The sequence below is a fragment of the Asanoa sp. NPDC049475 genome (assembly GCF_040676915.1).
Lineage (GTDB): Bacteria > Actinomycetota > Actinomycetes > Mycobacteriales > Micromonosporaceae > Asanoa.
Map to the genome: position 1 here is coordinate 336,631 of NZ_JBFAPY010000008.1, position 16,967 is coordinate 353,597.

Consider the following 16,967-nt stretch of genomic DNA (forward strand, 5'->3'; position numbering starts at 1 on the left):
CAGTTAGGGGGTCGGCCCGTCGTGCGTGGGCCAACCCCTACGGCGCCAGGCGGAACGGCGGGTACCGGTCGGTGGCCAGCGTTAAGGCGTACGCCGTGACCCGGTTCTGCCAGCGCAGCAACCCCTCGACATAGGTGAACAGCCCCCGCGGGTACCGGCCCGTGAACAGGATCGCGAACCACGCGATGACCACCGCGACCACGCCGCCGATGTGCAGGAAGAACAGCACGATGTAGTGCGGGATCGCGAGCAGCCACTTGACGATCGGCAGGAACCGGTTGAGCGTCCCGCCCGGGTACTCGTAGTCCAGTCGCACCGACTGGTGGTCGTCCGTGGCCGGGTAGCGGTCGTCCATCAGCGCGAAGTAGACGGTCACCCGGTTGGCGAAGCGCTGGAGCTCGAGGTTCCAGTCGAACCACCAGCGCGGGTACTTCTTCCGGAACAGGATCATCAGCAGTGGCCCGAAGAACAGCACGCCGCCGAAGCCGTAGGCGACGTTCTGCGCTCCGCTGCCGTCGTCGCCGCCCCACTGGCCCCACTCGGCGCCGCCGCTGTAGACGGTGCCGAGCAGGATCACGATCGGGATGACCATGAACAGGCGGAAGAAGCTCGTCAGCCGGTTGAGCGGCCGGTCCGGATAGGCGACGGCGAAGTTCACCGGGTACGCCGCCGGCGCCGGATACGTCGGATCGGTCGGTTGCATCGGCTCGTCCCCTTCGTACCCGCGAAAATATCCCTTATGTCCATCCTGCGGGGTTTGGGGGCTGTCGGGGCCGGAATCCAGAACGGCCGTCGATCCCGTACAGCTACGCGACAGGAATGTGTGCGAGACTCACGAACCGTGTCGTCCCGACGTCGTGCCCTGGCCGTGGTGGCGCTGAGTCTCGCGCTCGCGGCCCCGCTCGGCGGCTGCTCGGTCGCCAAACAGATCGTCGGCGCTGATCCGAAGCCGATCGACGAGAGCCCGCAGAAGGCCCGCGAGAAGGTGGAGGCCTACCTCGCGGCGATGGCCAAGCGGGACGTGGCCGCCGGCCGCAAGCAGCTCTGCCCGACGCTGGCCGGCACGTTCGACAAGACCGCCCAGGCCGAGGGCGGCGACTTCAGCAAGCGGACCAAGGTGTCGGGCGGGATCGTGACCGACGTCCGGGCCGAGGGCAACGGCCAGAAGGTGACGACCGCGATGCTGGTCACTCCGTCCGGCGGCGAGGCCACCCCGGTCGGGGTCGTCTTCCTCGTGACCAACATCGATACAGGCTGGTGCATCGCGGGTGAGGACCCGGGCGTAGTGCTTCCGTCGATGCCCTCGGCGCCCGGCCCAACGCCTTCCCAGTGAGCGGGCAGCCGTAGTCTTGCTGGCATGCGCCAAGAGTGGCATCAGCTGAGCTACCCCGGGGTGGCCAGCCTCGGTCCGCAGACCTCCCGCCCGGCCGCCGACTCCGCCGAGGACCAGGCACTCGGCCTCGACCGGTGGCGTGAGCTACCCCGCGACCAGATGCCGCCGTGGCCCGACCCGAAGGTCGTCGCCGAGGTCTGCCAGGTCCTCGACAACGTGCCCTCGGTGGTGGCGCCCTACGAGGTCGACCAGCTCCGCGAGCGGCTCGCACAGGTCTGCGAGGGCCAGGCGTTCCTGCTCCAGGGCGGAGACTGTGCCGAGACCTTCGACGCCAACACCGAGAGCCACCTGCTGGCCAACGCCCGCACGCTGCTCCAGATGGCGGTCGTCCTGACGTACGGCGCCTCGCTGCCGGTGGTCAAGGTGGCCCGGGTCGCCGGTCAGTACACGAAGCCCCGCTCGTCGGCGACGGACGCGCTCGGCCTGCCGGCCTACCGCGGCGACATGATCAACTCGCTGGAGACGACGCCAGGTGCGCGGGTGGCCGACCCGCAGCGGATGATCCGGGCGTACGCGAACTCGGCCGCCGCGATGAACATGCTGCGCGCCTATCTCTCCGGCGGGCTGGCCGACCTGCACGCCGTGCACGACTGGAACAAGGGCTTCGTCCGTGACTCGCCCGCCGGCGAGCGCTACGAGGCGATCGCCCGCGAGATCGACCGGGCGCTGGCGTTCATCCGGGCCTGCGGGATGACCGACGACGAGGCGCTGCGCACCGTCACCCTCTACTGCTCCCACGAGGCGCTGGCGTTGGAATACGACCGGGCGTTGACCCGGGTCTCCGACAGCAAGGCGTACGGGCTGTCCGGGCACTTCCTGTGGATCGGCGAGCGGACCCGGCGGATCGACGGCGCGCACGTCGACTTCCTGTCGCGGCTGGTCAACCCGATCGGCGTCAAGCTCGGCCCGACCACCAGCCCCGAGCAGGCGATCGAGCTGTGCGAGAAGCTCAATCCCGAGAACATCCCGGGTCGGCTCACCCTGGTCGCCCGGATGGGCAATCACCGCGTACGCGACGCGCTCGCCCCGATCGTCGAGAAGGTCACCGCGGCCGGCGCCAAGGTGGTCTGGCAGTGCGACCCGATGCACGGCAACACCCACGAGTCGTCCAACGGCTACAAGACCCGCCACTTCGACCGGATCGTCGACGAGGTGCTGGGCTACTTCGAGGTGCACCGCGGGCTTGGCACCCACCCCGGTGGCCTGCACGTCGAGCTGACCGGCGAAGACGTGACCGAGTGCCTGGGCGGTGCCCAGGGCATCGAGGACCTCGACCTGCCCGGCCGGTACGAAACGGCATGTGACCCCCGGCTCAACACCCAGCAGTCGCTGGAGTTGGCCTTCCTCGTTGCGGAGATGCTGCGTGGCTGAGCTCGTGGACCTGCGGTCCGACACCGTCACCCAACCGTCGCAGGGCATGCGCGCCGCGATGGCGTCCGCCCTGGTCGGCGACGACGTCTACGGCGAGGACCCGACGGTCAACGCCTTGGAGGCGTCGGTCGCCGCGCTGTTCGGGCACGAGGCGGCACTGTTCGCGCCGACCGGATCGATGGCCAACCAGATCGCCATCCAGCTCTCCGTGCCGCCCGGCGAGGAGCTGCTCTGCGACGGCGACGCGCACGTGGTGACGTACGAGATCGGCGCGGCGTCCGCGATCGGCGGCGTGTCGACCCGCACCTGGACGCCGGTCGGCGGCGACATCGACCCGGACGTGGTCATCGACATGATCCGCCCGGCCGGCTACCACGCCGTGCCGACGCGGGCGATCGCCGTCGAGCAGACGCACAACCGGGGCGGCGGCGGGGTCATCCCGCTGTCCACGTTGGAGACCCTGCGGGCCGCCACCACGGCTGCCGGGGTCGCGCTGCACTGCGACGGCGCCCGGATCTGGCACGCGCACGTCGTCGACGGGGTTCCGCTGAGCACGTACGGCGCGCTGTTCGACACCCTGTCGGTCTGCCTCTCCAAGGGCCTCGGCGCGCCGGTCGGCTCGCTGGTCGTCTCGTCGGCGGCCAACATCGAGCGCGCCCGGGTGATCCGCAAGCGGATGGGTGGCGGCATGCGCCAGGCGGGCGTGCTGGCCGCGGCCGGCGCGTACGCGCTGGAGCACAACATCGACCGGCTGGCCGAGGACCACGCGAAGGCGGCCCGGCTCGCCGAGGCGCTGGCCCCGTTCGGCGTGGTGGCCGGTGCGGTGCGCACCAACCTGGTCCCGCTCGACCTGCGCAAGTCGCCGCTCGACGCGCACGCCCTGGCCGCGGCGGCCCGTGAGCGCGGCGTGCTGGTCTCGGTGCTCGGTCCGAAGGTCGCCCGGCTCGTGACACACATGGACGTCGACGACGCCGCGATCGACCACGCCGTCGATGTCCTCCCAAAGATCTTTCGCGGTTGACAGGTTCGCGTGCTTTGCTGAGAAGTTGACGACTCAGCTCAGCGGGGGTTGGCATGGCCAACACCGGCCTGTGGCGGTGGTCCGCCTGGGCCTTTCTGGCGGTGGCGGGCGCTCTGGTGCTCGCGACGCTGGCCGGGGCTGCCCCCGTGCTGAGCGCGGCGGCCGCGGCGGCCTCCTTCCTGGTGGCCGGAGTGGCCCTGGTCGTCCGCCGACCGCCCCGCGTCGCGGCCTGGGCCTCGCTGACGGTGGCGTCGGGATCGGTGGTGTTCTCGCGGCTCTACGCGACGGTCACCGGCCCGGTGATGGTCAGTGGTCGCGGCGGCGGCCTGGCGGGCGGGGACATCCGTGCCCTGGTGCTCTACCCTGCGCTCGCGGTCGGGCTCGTCCTGCTGGGTGGGACGGGCGCCGCGGCCGATCTGACCGACAGTCTCGACGCCTCGGTGGTCACCCTCGGGGTGTTCGTGCTGCTGTGGCTGTTTCTGCTGCACGGCCAGATCGTCCCGACCGGCGCCCGGCTGGTGGTGTCCGGGCTGCGTCCCGTGGGGATCTCGGTCGCCCTCGGCACCCTGGTCCGGCTGCTGTTCGTCGTGCGACCCCGTGCTCCCGCGGTCAGGCTCGTGGCGATCGGGGTCGTCCTGGCCCTGGCCGGCGCGCTGGGGCTGGTGGCGCGCCAGGCCGGCTACGCCGTCGACGGCCGGCTCTTCGGTGGCGGGGCCTTCGCCGTCCTGTTCGCCGTCCTGATCGCCACGGCCCTGCTGCATCCCTCGACCGCCACGGTCCCCGAGCGGCGTGGCGAGGGCGTTCCGGCCGCCCGGCTCAGCCGCGGGCGGGCCGCGCTGTTCGTCGTGCTGACCCTGCTCGGCCCGCTGGCCTGGCTGCTCGCCGTCGCCTTCGGCCAGTTCGACCCCGGGTCCCCGGAGGACTTCGGGCCGCCGGTGCTGGCCGCCGCGCTGATCGCGCTGCTGCTCCTGTGGCGGCTGTCGCTGCTCGCGCGGGTCGCCGACCGGCGGGCCGAGGAACTCGGCGTGGCCGTCGGTGAGCTGCAGGGGCTCCAGACGGAGCTCGCCTACCGGGCCGCGCACGACCCGCTCACCGGGCTGGCCAACCGGTCCGTGCTCACCGAACAGCTCACCGGTCTCCCGCCCGATCGGCCGCACGCGCTGCTGCTCGTCGACCTGGACGGCTTCAAGGAGATCAACGACTCGCTGGGCCACCCGACCGGCGACGAGGTGCTGGTCGGCGTCGGCCGCCGGCTGACCGCGCTGGCCCCACCGGGCTCCACCCTGGTCCGGCTCGGCGGCGACGAGTTCGCCGCGCTGCTGGCTGACGTCGACGAGCCGGCCGCGCTGGCGTTCGGCGTGGCGATCTGCGCCCGGCTGCGGGTGCCGTACCCGTCGGCCGACGGCGAGCTGCGGGTCAGCGCCAGTGTCGGCGTGACGGCCGGGGCGCTGGCCGCGCGTTCGCCCGGTGACCTGCTGCGCGAGGCTGACCTCGCCCTGTACGCGGCCAAGGCGGCCGGCAAGGACCGGGTGGCGGCGTACCGGCCGGGCTTAGGCGTCCAGGGTCGCCAGTAGGTCCGTGCCGCGCTCGGTGAGCCGGTAGACGACCGCTCGGCCGACCCGGGCGCCGGCCACCACGCCCGCGTCGCGGAGCACGGCCAGGTGCGTGCTCACCGTGCCCAACGAGACGTCCAACGTGTACGCGAGCTGCGTGCTGGTGGCCTCCCGGCGCAGCTCGCGGAGCACCCGGGCGCGGCCCGGCCCCAATAGGGTCGTCAGCGGGTCGCCGGCCGGGCCGGTCACCTCGGCCGCCGGGCCGCGTGCCGGGTAGACCAGCGCGTAGAGCGGCGGGCGCTCGCAGGTCCACGAGCCGACGCCGGCCGTCTTCGGCACGAACACGAGCCCCTCGTCGGTGATCCAGCGGTCGGGGTAGTCCTGCTCGCTGAACCGGATCGCGTCGTCTCCTACCCAGACGGAGTGCCGGGTCATGTTCCGGACCGCTTCTTTCCAGCCGTACGCGGCGAGCAGGCCGGCGCGGTGCATGATGTCGCGCTCGAGCAGCGCGCGGCGGCGCGGCCAGTCCGGCGCGACGTGCCGCCGCCAGCCCTCGGCCAGCACGGCGGCCGTCCTGCGCCCGAGGTCCGCTCCGGTGAGCCAGCCGGTGTCCTGCGGTTCCCAGCTCGCGGCGACGGACGTCGCGACGGTCGCGCGGATCTCCTCGTCGGTGAACGCGGCGACGTCGCGGAGCTCGTCTCGGAGGCGTGTCCCGGTGCCGCCGGTGGGCGGGACGGCGACCATGTCCGGCAGCCACTTGGTGGCCGAGACCAGCGCGAGCAGCCCGGCCGCGAACGGGTCGGCGGCCAGCCAGGCCTGGAAGCGGGGCCGGTTCACGGTGTGCCAATGGGCGAGCCACGGCTCCGGCGCCGGCCGGTGCAGCGCGATCAGCGAGCCCAGCGTCTCGGCGAGCGGGGACAGCGCGAAGCGGCAGCGGGCCAGCGCGGTGGGGGAGAGTCTCAGGAGGGTCATGGTTACGCCTTTCGCCGCAAGGTTAGCGGCCGGGCGAGTGCGGCCGGAATGCTCCCCGGGTGCTGTTCACCCCGCCGTTCCGCGCCTTCTTCCTCGGCCGCCTCGTGTCGCTCGCCGGCGGCGCGATGACCCCGGTCGCCCTCGCCTTCGCCGTGCTCGACGCCAGCGGCCGGCCGGGCCACCTGGGCATCGTGCTGGCGTGCCAGCTGGTGCCACACCTGACCCTGCTGCTGGTCGGTGGCGTGGTCGCCGACCGGCTGCCGCGCCGCGCGGTGCTGGTCGCGGCCAACCTGGGCGCCGGCCTGACCCAGGGCGCGATCGCGCTGGTGCTGATCACCGGCTCCTACCGGCTCTGGCTGGTGGCCGGACTGGCGCTGCTGGCCGGAGCGTGGGAGGCGTTCACCTCACCCGCGCTGCGCGGCATCGTGCCGGAGCTCGTCGGCCCCGACCAGCTCCAGCGGGCCAACTCGCTGCTGTCGGCGACCCGCAGCGCGGTGCTGATCGTCGGTCCCACGGTTGCCGGCCTGGTGGTCGTCGCGGCCGGCGGCGGCTGGGCCATCGCGGTCGACGCGGTCAGCTTCGTCGCGGCGGCCGCGTTCCTGGCCCGGTTGCCCCGGGTCGCCCCGGCCACGGCGGCGCGGGCCGGACTGCTCCACGACATCCGGGACGGCTGGCGGGCCTTCGCCGCGATCCCGTGGGTCTGGCCGGTGGCGCTCGCGTACGCGGTGATCAATCTGGTGAACGTGGGACCCTGGCAGATCCTCGGGCCGGCGCTGACCCAGCAACGTTCCGGCGAGGCCGCCTGGGGCGTGGTGCTCAGCGTCCGCGCGGTCGGCCTGCTGGTGATGAGCGTCGTGATGTACAAGCTGGCGCCGCGTCGTCCGCTGCGCTTCGGCCGGCTGGCTGGTGCGCTCGGCGCCTGCTCGCTGATCGCGCTGGGTCTCGGCCTGCACCCGGTCGGGCTGGCCGCCTGTGCGTTCCTCGGCGGGGTCGGCTTCGCGGCGTCAGGAATCACGTGGGAGAGCGCGGTGCAGCAGCATGTGCCGTCGGCCCAGCTCGGGCGCGTCTCGTCGATCGACGACCTGCTGTCGTTCGCGGCGATCCCGGCCGGTCAGCTCCTGGTCGGCCCGGCCGCGGCTCTCTGGGGCGGCGCCCGGGTGGCGTTGGTCTGCGGCGTGGTGTTCGCGGCGGCGGCGCTGGCGCCGCTCGGTGTGCGGGCGGTCCGCACGTTGGCCGCGGCGTGAGCCTCGTAGCGCGGCCCGGCCTGAGCAGGCGTCGTTCGCCGCCCGGCGATTACGGCATCAGGCCGCGCAGGGTGGCGATGTCCGCGGCGTGGCCCTCGTGGGCCTTGCCGGACGGGGTCTCGACGATGACCGGGAGGCCGGCGGTCGACGGATGCCGGAGCAGCTCGGCGAAGGCCGCCGTGCCGATCGTGCCCTGGCCGATCGTCTCGTGCCGGTCCCGCAGCGAGCCGCAGGTGTCCTTCGAGTCGTTGGCGTGCACCAGCTTGAGCCGGCCCGCTCCGACGGTCGCGGTCAGCAGGTCCAGCGTCTCCGTCATGCCGCCGGGCTTGGCCAGGTCGTGACCCGCGGCCCAGGCGTGGCAGGTGTCGAAGCACACCCCGAGCCGGGGGTGGTGGTCGACGGCGTCGAAGTACTCCGCGAGATGCTCGACCCGCGACGCCAACGACCGGCCGCCGCCGGCGCTCGGCTCGACCAGCAGCAGGGGCCCGTCCTGGTCGAGCAACGGCAGCAGGGCCTCGCGGACCTGCTTGAGCGCGGCGTCGTAGTGGGCCGGGTCGACCGAGCTGCCGGCGTGGAAGACCACCGCGTTCGCGCCGATCGCCGTGCCCCGGGCCAGCGCGTGGGCCAGCGTCGCGGTGGACCGCTCGACCGTCTCCGGCGTCGGCGAGCCGAGGTTGACCAGCAGCGACGCGTGCACGTAGACCGGCACGCCGCGGTCCGCACAGCCGGCTCGGAACAGCGCGTCCTGCTCGGGGTTGCCGGGCGGCAGCGCCCAGCCGCGCGAGTTGGACACGTAGACCTGCGCGGCCCGCGAGCCGGCCGCGTCGAGGTAGGGCAGCGCGGTCTTCGCGATGCCCCCGCCCGTCGGTGTGTGGGAGCCGATCACTGACAAAAGAGTACGACCTGGCTCTGCGGCTCGACCGGCGTGTTCTCGTTGGGCTGCTGCGCGAACACCGTGCCGTTGGGGTTGAGCTGCGGGTTGGGGGTCAGGCCCATCCCTTGCAGCTGCTGCACCGCCTGCTGGCAGGGCAGGCCGATCAGCCGGGGCACGAGCACCTGCGGCGGCCCCTCGCTGACCTCCAGCTCGATCTTCGCGCCCGGCTCGACCCCGGCGCCGTCGCTCGGCGTCTGCTTCGTGACGGTGTCGCGGGGCTGGTCGGACTTCTTGTACGAGATCAGCGGCTCCAGGCCGAGCGCGATGAGCTCGTTGCGGGCGTCGTTGACGTTCTTGCCCACCACGCGCGGCACCGACAGCGGCGCCTTGCCCTTGCTGACGAACACCGTGACCTTGTCGCCGGGCTTGGTCTCGGTGTCGACCGGCGGGTCGGTCGCGACGACGGTGCCCTTGGGCAGGTTGTCGTCGTAGCGGTCGGGTCCCTTGACGATCTGGAGCTTGCGCTCCTCGAGCTCGGAGGTGGCCAGCTGGAGCGTCATGCCTTCCACGTCCGGGACGGTGTAGCGCTCGGCGCCCAGCGAGAGGACCAGCGTGATCGTGCCGCCCTTGAGGATCCGGCCGGCCGCCGCGGGCTGCTGGCTGAGGACGACGTCCTTCTCGACCTTCTCGTCGAACTGGGGCTCGCCGTAGGCGATCGTGAAGCCGCCCCGGGTGGCCTGCTGCTCGGCCTCCGCCTTGGTCATCGAGGCGAGCTGCGGCGCGACCGTGTAGCGGCCCATGCCCCACCACCAGCCGCTGATCGCGAAGATCAGACCGACCAGCACGATCGAGGCGGCCACCGCCATCCGGCCGCGCGGGTTCGCCATGACCATGCGGTAGCGCTCGCCGAGCTTGGTTTTGAGGCCCGGGCCGCTGTCGTCGTCGTAGTCGTCGTAGGCGGGCTCGGGCGCCCGCCGCCGACCGGTGGGCGGTGGCGGCGGCTCGGCCTGGCCGGGCAGGCGCGCCCAGGACGGCCGCGCGGGCTCCGCGGTGGTCGCGGTGACCCGGGGGATCGTCACGGTACGCGCGGAGACCTGCGGCAGCACGGAGGTGTTGGCGTTGGCCGTGCCGAAGTCGTCGCGGGCGGTCTGCACCTCGGAGAGGAACGCGCCGGCGTCGGTCGGCCGGGCCTGCGCGTCCCGCCGGGTGGCCCGGGCGACCAGCTCGTCGACGACGGGCGGGATGCCGGGCACCAGCGTCGAGGGCGCCGGGACGTCGCGGTCGACGTGCTGCCAGGCGACCTCGACCGGCTGGGCGCCGTCGTAGGGGACCCGGCCGGTCAGCATCTCGAACAGCACGATGCCGGCGGAGTAGACGTCGCTGCGCGGGTCGGCGCGGCCGTCGGTGACGAGCTCGGGGGCGACGTAGGCCACGGTGGCCATCAGCTGGCCGCCGTCGCCGTCGGTGGCGCTGGCCTCGACGGCACGGGCCAGGCCGAAGTCGGCCACCTTGACCACGCTGTCGATCAGGTTCCCCGGCCCGCCGCTGGGTGCCTCGGCGACGAGCACGTTCTCCGGCTTCACGTCACGGTGCACGAGGCCGGCGCGGTGGGCGGCGGAGATCGCGGCGAGCATCTGCTCGAGGATCGCCAGCGCCTCACCCGGGTTGAGGCGCCGCCGCTGGGCCAGCACCTCACGCAGGGTGTGGCCGCGCACGTACTCCATGACCAGGTAGGGAAGCCCGGCGTGGCGACCCTGGTCGTAGACCGCGACCACGTTCGGGTGGGTGAGCCGGGCGATCGTCTTGGCCTCGTCGGTGAACCGTTCGAGGAACTCGGGATCGCGCGCCTGCGCCGGATGAATGATCTTCAGGGCGACCGTGCGCTCGAGGCGCTCGTCGGTCGCGGTGTAGACGGTCGCCATGCCCCCACGGGCCACCCGCCCACGGATGCGGTAACGCCCGTCGACCAGTGTGCCCAAGAGCGAGTCAGCGACCTGGATGTCCATCGGCAGGGAGTCTATGTGCCCGTCCCGGCCGCGCGACACAGCCGTGCCGGCAAAGTCACCGGTAACCCCGCATTCAGGGGTTTTCGTCCTGGTCATGGCGGTGGTGCCGGTGACGTTTCCGACCCTCGTCGGTGGGTTCGTCGCTGGGGTCGCCGGCGCTCGGTGACGGGCTGGGCGTCACGTCCGGGCTGACGGTCGGGTCCGGCGTCGCGGTCGGCGACGGTGTCGGGTCCGGCGGGTCGACCTGTGGCGGGGCGTCGTCGGAGTCCTCGGGCAGTGGGCCGCCCCGCGGCAGCCCCGGCTTCTTGGCGGGTCCGCCGCCGCCCGGGACACCGTCGTGCGTATCCCATGAACCAGCGCCACCGGCCGAGGCCTGGCGGCCGGCGACGGTGAGCGGGCCACCCTGGCGGGCGATCCGGACGGTCTGGTCCGGGCGGGCCTGCGCGGCGGGCGGGCGTTGTCCGGTGCCGTCGGCGCCGGCCACGACGGACGCGGGTCTTTCGCCCTCGGCGGTGGGTCCGGTCTCCAGCAGGGTGCCGAGGCCGTTGACGACGGCGAAGTACGTGCCGACCGCGCCGACCAGGCTGACCAGGACGAAGCCGCCGGTGGCCCGCAGTCGCCGGGGTGGGCGGGCATGCTCGGGGAAGATCAGCTCCGTGGTCTCCTCGCCGTCCTTGCGGCGCGACCGTGCCCTGGCCACGTCGTACTGGATCGACCGCCACGCGCCCTCGAGCTCCTTGCGCACGCCCCGCCAGGTCGTCACGGGAGTTCCCTCCGAGATGATCGGCCGGCACGGGATACCCGTACCGGGTGGTTCGGTGGTGTCACGCCACGTGGACGTGGCAATGTGAGCGGGTGACCGAAACCGTTCCCGCTCAGTGGCTGCCCTTGCCCGACGTGGCGGAGCGCCTCGACGTGTCGATCAGCAAGGTGCACCAGATGGTCCGCGACGGCTCGCTGCTCGCGGTCCGGCGCGACGGCGTCCTGCGGGTGCCGGCCGAGCTGGTGGCCAACCGCACCGTGCTCAAGCACCTGCCAGGCGTCATCACGTTGCTGCACGACGCTGGGTACAACGACGAAGAGTGCCTACGGTGGCTCTACGCGCCCGACGAGACGCTGCCGGGCTATCCGGCGGCCGCCCTTGGCGGTGACAAGGCGACCGAGGTGAAGCGCCGAGCCCAGGCATTGGGCTTCTAGAAGTTGCGCTTCGTCTACCTGGCGGTCCTGGTGGGCTGCCTGGCCGGTGCACTGTGGCTGGAGCCGGCCCTGCGGGTCAACGTCCTGCGCCGCTGGCGCCGCCTGCTGTTGACCCTGGTGCCGGTGATGGCGGTGTTCGCGGCCTGGGACATAGCGGCGATCGCCGCCGGCCACTGGTCGTTCGACCCGCGCCAGACGACCGGCGTCCTGCTGCCCGGCGGGCTGCCGCTGGACGAGCTGCTCTTCTTCCTGGTCGTGCCCCTGTGCGCGATCCTGGGCTTCGAGGCCGTCCGGGCCGTCCTCCGGCTGCCGGCGGGTGACGAATGACCTACACGACGGCGGCGCTGCTGGGGGCACTGTGCGCACTGGTCCTGGACCTGGCGGTGCTGCGAACGCGCCTGGTCCGCCGGCGGGTGTTCTGGGCCACGTACCCGATCATCGTGTTCTTCCAGCTCCTGTCGAACGGGGTGCTGACGGGTCGCGACATCGTCCGCTACGACCCGTCGGCGATCGTGGGGGTGCGCCTCGTGTACGCGCCCGTCGAGGATCTGGTCTTCGGCTTCGCGTTGGTGTTGTCGACGTTGTCGCTGTGGGTGTGGTGGGGGCGCCAGGGTGTTCAGCGGACGCCGTCGGCGGGCAGCGGGACGTCCTGGTTGTTGCGGTGGCTGCGGAAGCGGTAGACCAGGGCGGCGACGATCGCGACGTCGAGGATTGCTCCTGGGAGTTTGGTCAGGACCGGCAGTCCTAGGCCGTTGGGGAGAGTTAACGCGGTGACCGCGATGGCTGCTGTCGCTAGGGCTGTTCGGGTTTTGCCTGGTGGGGTGGCGCAGGCGAGGACGGTCAGCGGGACCAGCGCGTACCAGGGGTAGAACACCGGCAGCAACAGGGCGGCGGCGGCCAAGGCCCATCCGCAGGCGGCAACGACCTCACGGCGGCGCTCGGTGTCGGCGGTGTCTGGTTGGGCGGGCGGGGAGTCCGCGGCGGACTCTGTGTTGGCGCCGCCTGGAGGCGCGGGTGTCGTGGTCGGGCGAAGTGCCAGCGTGGCGCGGAGCGCGCGCCAGCAGAGGGCGAGGCCGATGACGGCGAGCGCGACGACGCCGCAGGCGCGCGCGACGGCGATGGCCGTGTCGACGGCGCCCGGGTAGCCGGCCGCGCGAAACACGTAGCCGGCCGCCATGCCGATGCCCGTGGGCAACGAGGTCCACTGCACAAGGCTGCCGGTGTCGGACAGCGCGCCGACCCAGCCGAGATCGAGCCCGGCGGCCGCACTCGCGGCGGCGAACACCAGCGCTCCGGTTCCGGTCACGGTGAGGCCCGCCAGGGCGATGGTGGCCCACGCGGGTTTGCCCTGGCGCAGTCGCCAGCCGGCGACGAGCAGGATGACGAAGGGAAGGGCGAGGATCGCGGTGACCTTGACGCCGACCGCGAGCCCGAGGAACGCACCGGCCCCCACGGCCGATCCCCACGACACACGCCGACTGTCCGGGATCGCGGCCGTCTTTCCTCCGGTCGCGGCCTCGGCCGGGATGCCGGTCTCGGCTTCCGGTGCGAACCCGGTTCGGATCGCAGCCGTGGCAGCGCCCTGCCGCGACGCGGATGCCTGCGGGGAGTGCTCCCCAATTTCCGGAACAGAAGCGTTTGACCAGGTGACGGCCGTTCCGGTGCCGGCGTCGTTCGCGCCGCGGGCGGACGTGGCGAGGACCACGTCGCCCCGCCGTCTGGACGCGACCGCCGGCACGGCAACCGCCAGCGCAGCGACGATCAGGCCGGCCATGAGGGCGTCGTTGTGCGCGCCGGAGACGAGATGGACCGCCACGAGCGGAGACAGCAGCCCCAGCCAACGTGCGGATGCCGGCGGGACGCCGACGGCGTTGGCGAGCCGGCCCGCGTACACGGCGATCAACACACCACCGACCAGCGCGACAACCCGGAGCAGAGCGACCGCCACGAGCAGTTGGTGGTCGCCCGATCCCCCCACGGCACGGGCTACGGCAGCGGCCGCGCCGGACAGGGCGATGCCGACCGGTCCGTACGGTGCCGGCGTGTGCTGCCAAAGGTCCGGCACCGCGCCGGACCAGAGGCATCCGCCGTCGGCCGCACCGACCGAGTACGGGTCCAGCCCGGATCGCCAGATCTCGCCCTGGCAGGCGTACGAGTAGACGTCCCGGCTCGCCAGCGGCGGCGCGAGCAGCAACGGCAGCGCCCAGAGCGCCCCCGTGGTGACCACCCAGCGGCTGCTGACACCGTCGAGCCGCGAGCCGAGCCGCCACCAGGCGCCGGACAGGATCGCCAGCCCGACCACCCAGGCGGCGAGCCCCCACCAGAACCCGGCTCCGGGCGTGCCAGGACCGCGCAGGCCCAGACCGGGGTCCCGCCCCGGCAATGCCCCCGCTCCGTATGCCCCGGCGGCGACAACGGCGACCCCGACAAGCCCGGTGACGCGCAGACCCCACGGGCTGTCCAGGCCACGCACGCCATCGATGATCCCACGCCGGTCCGCGACCGCAACGGCGCTGGCCTCCCCGGACGCGAGCGCGGACCCTCGAACGCCTCGTCCATGACTCGGCGTCGTGGGTCGGCGGCGTGGCCTGTGGGTCAGTCGGTGCGGGTGGTGGCGGCGTGGGCGAGGTCGATCAAGGCCGCCTTCGCCTCAACCTCGATCGGGGCCGACTCGATCGCCGTGAGGGCGGCTTCGAGCAGCGCGCTGATCCGCTGCTCGGTCCGCTCGGCGGCGCCGCTGGTCACGATCACCTCGCGGAGGTGGGCGATGCCGTCAGCGTCGAGGTCCGGGGAGCCGAGCAGGCGACGCAGGTCGCTTCGGCCCGCCTCGTCGGCCGTCTCGAGGGTGGCCGCCACCAGGAAGGTGCGCTTGCCCTCGCGGAGGTCGTCGCCGGCGGGTTTGCCGGTCTGGGCCGGGTCGCCGAACACGCCCAGGAGGTCGTCGCGAAGCTGGAAGGCCTCGCCGAGCGGCAGCCCGTAGCTCGAGTAGGCCGCCGCGACCTCTTCGGGCGCCGCGGCCAGCGCCGCGCCGAGCAGCAGTGGACGCTCGACCGTGTACTTCGCCGACTTCAGCCGCGCGACCTTGCCGGCGCGCTCGACGGACGTGTCGCCGGTCGCCTGCGTCAGGACGTCCAGGTACTGGCCGATCGTCACCTCCGTGCGCATCTCGTCGAAGACCGGACGGGCGCGGGACAGCGCCGCCGGGTCGAGGCCGCCCGCGTGCAGCAGCTCGTCGGACCACACCAGGCAGAGGTCGCCGAGCAGCACGGCGGCGGAGTCGCCGAAGCCGTCGGCGTCGCCGGTCCAGCCCTGCGCCCGATGCCGGGACGCGAAGCGGCGGTGCACGGCCGGCTCGCCACGGCGCGTGTCGGAGCGGTCGATCAGGTCGTCGTGGATCAACGCGCTGGCCTGGACCAGCTCCAGCGCCGCCAGGGCCGTGACGACCTGGTCGGAGTCGTTGCCGCCGGCACCGCGGAACCCCCAGTAGCCGAATGCCGGCCGCAGCCGCTTGCCCCCGCGCAGCACGAACCCCTCGATCGCGTCGGCGACGGGCGCCAACGCGCTGTCGACCTCGGCCATCCAGGCCCGCCGGTCGGCCAGGAACCAGGCCAACGACTTGTCGACCCGCTGCCGCAGGCCGACGCGGTCGGTCGCGGGAAGGCTCGGGGCGGCAGTCGGCAAGCCTGGATCGGCGGGAACCGCGCCGGCGGCGTCGGATGGGCTTGTCGGCTCGGTCACGCCACGACGCTAGGGTCAATCTGCCTGAACGACAACCGGACTGGCCTTCGGCCATCAGTGGATCACCGTCGTGGCTGGTCGGGGGACCGCGAGCCCACCCGGCGCCCGGCCGAGCCCGGCGCCGCGCCGGACCGGCTCCGAGGTCACCCAGCGCCACGGCCGGACAGCGGGACGCGCTAGTCATCGCCGGCCACCCGAGGAGCACCGACCGGATCGTCGCGCAGCGGCCGTGGCAGGTAGGGCCGCGCCGCCACCATCAGGTCGGCGTAGTCACGCGCGGCGGGCAGCCGGGCATGCGGAGCGATCCGATCGCCGAAAGCCGTGAGCAGGTCGAGCGCCCGCGTCGAACCCGAGCGGATCGTGTCGAGCACCGCCGCACCGGCCATCAGCAACGCGCCCTCGGCCTCACCCGCGTCGAGCCGCGCCCGGGCCAGCCAGGCCTTGTCGAGCGCGGCGGTGCGCGGCTGACCGGAGCGCGCCACGGCCCTCGACAGCAGCGGGAGCGCGCGGACGGGCCGCCCGAGCGCGACCAGGCACCGACCGGCCAGCGCGTCGAGCTCGCCCTCGTCGAGCCAGTAGAGCCAGGGTGGGTCGTGCTCCGCCGCCCGCCGCTCGGTGGCCCGTTGTGCCGCGGCCAGCGCGGCCTCGGCGGCACCGCGCAACCCGGCCGCCGCCGCCGCGAACGCGATGCGGTGCAGGAGCAGCGCCCGCCCCGATGCCGACAGCGCCCGCCGCGACCCGGCGTAGGCGGTGCGCGCCAACAGCAACGCCGGCGCCGGGTCGCCGGAACCGGCCAACAGATGGCTGGCCGAGCCGAGCACGTGGCCGGCGAGCGGCCGATCGCCGGCGGCCGCCGCGGCGCCCAGCGCCGCCCGATAGGCGGACAGCGCGCCCACCGGATCGCCCGAGTCTGCCAGCGTCCAGCCCCGGAGCTGCGCGACCTCGGCTCGCAGCCGCGCCGCCCGGCGGGTGAGGGTCGCACCGACCGGCGGCGTCGTGGCCCGGGCGGTGGCGGCCGCGAGCCGGTGCACCGCGGCGGCCAGGTCGGCGCCGCCGAGCACGTCGTCGAGCCGACGCGCCGCGACCAGTCGGGCGGTCACCTCGGTGACGGTCGGCGGCTCGCCCCACGCGGCGGTCGGGGGAGCGGACCGCGGCGGACCGATCATCGGCGGCGGGTCGCCGGCCAGCCACGTGTGCGCGAGCCCGAGCAGGTCGAGACCCAGCCGGTCGCGGGTCTCCGGCGGCTCGGGGCCGGCGCGCCCGGGTGCGACCAGGCGGTGGCGTAGCCGGCTGCGCTCCGCCGCGGCCGCCAGGCCGTCGACCGGCGTGTCGAGCACGGCGGCGAGCCAACCGAGCCAGAAGTCGGCCGGCAGCCGATCCTCGCGTTCCCAGCGGCTGACCTCGTGCCGGGTCACGGTCGGGCTGCCGGAGGCGGCGCAGAGCTGCTCGGCCAGCCGGAGCTGGCTCCAGCCCCGGCGCAACCGCAGCTGAGCCAGGTAGGGACCGAACGGCGGACGCGGATCGGCCGCGTCGAACGGGTGCGGTGGCGATGCGGACATCATGGACCCTCCCCGAAGCAAGCGGTGCACGCCTGTGGC

The 16,967-nt window shown here is 73.5% G+C and carries 16 protein-coding genes; 8 read left to right on the forward strand and 8 right to left on the reverse strand.

Annotation, left to right across the window (positions count from 1 at the left end; translation table 11 throughout):
- Nucleotides 1-37: 37 nt before the first annotated feature.
- Complete coding sequence (locus AB0J88_RS31810) at nucleotides 38-703, reverse strand: DUF4389 domain-containing protein (RefSeq protein ID WP_364348471.1); 666 nt, start codon at nucleotides 701-703, stop codon at nucleotides 38-40.
- 138 nt (nucleotides 704-841) lie between these two features.
- Here AB0J88_RS31810 and AB0J88_RS31815 point away from each other — a divergent pair, with 138 nt between their 5' ends.
- The 4 genes from AB0J88_RS31815 to AB0J88_RS31830 are packed head-to-tail and all read left to right on the forward strand — an operon-like array spanning nucleotide 842 to nucleotide 5,359.
- Nucleotides 842-1,333, forward strand: a complete 492-nt coding sequence (locus AB0J88_RS31815) for a hypothetical protein (protein ID WP_364348474.1) — start codon at nucleotides 842-844, stop codon at nucleotides 1,331-1,333.
- Nucleotides 1,334-1,357: 24 nt separating this feature from the next.
- Nucleotides 1,358-2,764 (forward strand): class II 3-deoxy-7-phosphoheptulonate synthase, encoded by a 1,407-nt coding sequence (locus tag AB0J88_RS31820; RefSeq protein ID WP_364348477.1) that lies wholly within the window; start codon nucleotides 1,358-1,360, stop codon nucleotides 2,762-2,764.
- Nucleotides 2,757-3,785: a GntG family PLP-dependent aldolase gene (locus AB0J88_RS31825; RefSeq protein ID WP_364348480.1), complete on the forward strand. Its 1,029-nt coding sequence runs from the start codon at nucleotides 2,757-2,759 to the stop codon at nucleotides 3,783-3,785. The genes AB0J88_RS31820 and AB0J88_RS31825 overlap by 8 nt, the downstream gene beginning before the upstream one ends.
- Before the next feature lie 53 nt (nucleotides 3,786-3,838).
- Entirely contained in the window at nucleotides 3,839-5,359 is a 1,521-nt protein-coding gene (locus tag AB0J88_RS31830; RefSeq protein ID WP_364348483.1) for a GGDEF domain-containing protein, read from the forward strand.
- On the opposite strand, the gene AB0J88_RS31835 is transcribed toward AB0J88_RS31830, so the two are convergent.
- Nucleotides 5,336-6,310, reverse strand: coding sequence for a helix-turn-helix domain-containing protein (locus AB0J88_RS31835; RefSeq protein WP_364348486.1), 975 nt, complete (start codon nucleotides 6,308-6,310; stop codon nucleotides 5,336-5,338). The two genes, AB0J88_RS31830 and AB0J88_RS31835, sit on opposite strands and share 24 nt — an antisense overlap.
- 59 nt (nucleotides 6,311-6,369) lie before the next feature.
- Here AB0J88_RS31835 and AB0J88_RS31840 point away from each other — a divergent pair, with 59 nt between their 5' ends.
- The gene (locus AB0J88_RS31840) at nucleotides 6,370-7,554 is read left to right on the forward strand and encodes an MFS transporter (protein ID WP_364348489.1); all 1,185 of its coding nucleotides are present in this window, start codon (nucleotides 6,370-6,372) and stop codon (nucleotides 7,552-7,554) included.
- Nucleotides 7,555-7,603: 49 nt separating this feature from the next.
- Here AB0J88_RS31840 and AB0J88_RS31845 read toward each other — a convergent pair whose 3' ends face one another.
- The 3 genes from AB0J88_RS31845 to AB0J88_RS31855 form a co-directional block, all read right to left on the reverse strand.
- Nucleotides 7,604-8,437, reverse strand: a complete 834-nt coding sequence (locus AB0J88_RS31845; RefSeq protein ID WP_364349379.1) for a deoxyribonuclease IV — start codon at nucleotides 8,435-8,437, stop codon at nucleotides 7,604-7,606.
- Nucleotides 8,437-10,434, reverse strand: a complete 1,998-nt coding sequence (gene pknB, locus AB0J88_RS31850; RefSeq protein ID WP_364348492.1) for a Stk1 family PASTA domain-containing Ser/Thr kinase — start codon at nucleotides 10,432-10,434, stop codon at nucleotides 8,437-8,439. Before pknB ends, AB0J88_RS31845 begins: the two co-directional genes overlap by 1 nt.
- Before the next feature lie 73 nt (nucleotides 10,435-10,507).
- Complete coding sequence (locus tag AB0J88_RS31855) at nucleotides 10,508-11,197, reverse strand: hypothetical protein (RefSeq protein WP_364348495.1); 690 nt, start codon at nucleotides 11,195-11,197, stop codon at nucleotides 10,508-10,510.
- Nucleotides 11,198-11,289: 92 nt separating this feature from the next.
- Between AB0J88_RS31855 and AB0J88_RS31860 the strand changes: the two genes are divergently transcribed.
- Genes AB0J88_RS31860 through AB0J88_RS31870 form a run of 3 tightly spaced genes read left to right on the forward strand, consistent with a single transcriptional unit; the run spans nucleotide 11,290 to nucleotide 12,311 of the window.
- Complete coding sequence (locus AB0J88_RS31860; RefSeq protein WP_364348498.1) at nucleotides 11,290-11,631, forward strand: Rv2175c family DNA-binding protein; 342 nt, start codon at nucleotides 11,290-11,292, stop codon at nucleotides 11,629-11,631.
- A 3-nt stretch (nucleotides 11,632-11,634) separates the two neighbouring features.
- Nucleotides 11,635-11,958, forward strand: coding sequence for a lycopene cyclase domain-containing protein (locus tag AB0J88_RS31865; protein WP_364348501.1), 324 nt, complete (start codon nucleotides 11,635-11,637; stop codon nucleotides 11,956-11,958).
- Nucleotides 11,955-12,311, forward strand: coding sequence for a lycopene cyclase domain-containing protein (locus AB0J88_RS31870; RefSeq protein WP_364348504.1), 357 nt, complete (start codon nucleotides 11,955-11,957; stop codon nucleotides 12,309-12,311). Before AB0J88_RS31865 ends, AB0J88_RS31870 begins: the two co-directional genes overlap by 4 nt.
- Here the strand turns inward: AB0J88_RS31870 and mptB are convergent.
- The 3 genes from mptB to AB0J88_RS31885 all read right to left on the reverse strand — a co-directional run bounded on the left by mptB (nucleotide 12,248) and on the right by AB0J88_RS31885 (nucleotide 16,931).
- Nucleotides 12,248-14,104 (reverse strand): polyprenol phosphomannose-dependent alpha 1,6 mannosyltransferase MptB, encoded by a 1,857-nt coding sequence (gene mptB / locus AB0J88_RS31875; protein WP_364348507.1) that lies wholly within the window; start codon nucleotides 14,102-14,104, stop codon nucleotides 12,248-12,250. The genes AB0J88_RS31870 and mptB overlap by 64 nt on opposite strands.
- A 122-nt stretch (nucleotides 14,105-14,226) precedes the next feature.
- A complete protein-coding gene (locus AB0J88_RS31880; RefSeq protein WP_364349382.1) occupies nucleotides 14,227-15,312 on the reverse strand; it encodes a polyprenyl synthetase family protein in 1,086 nt (361 codons plus the stop codon).
- 233 nt (nucleotides 15,313-15,545) lie between these two features.
- Nucleotides 15,546-16,931: a helix-turn-helix transcriptional regulator gene (locus tag AB0J88_RS31885; protein WP_364348510.1), complete on the reverse strand. Its 1,386-nt coding sequence runs from the start codon at nucleotides 16,929-16,931 to the stop codon at nucleotides 15,546-15,548.
- Nucleotides 16,932-16,967: the final 36 nt, after the last annotated feature.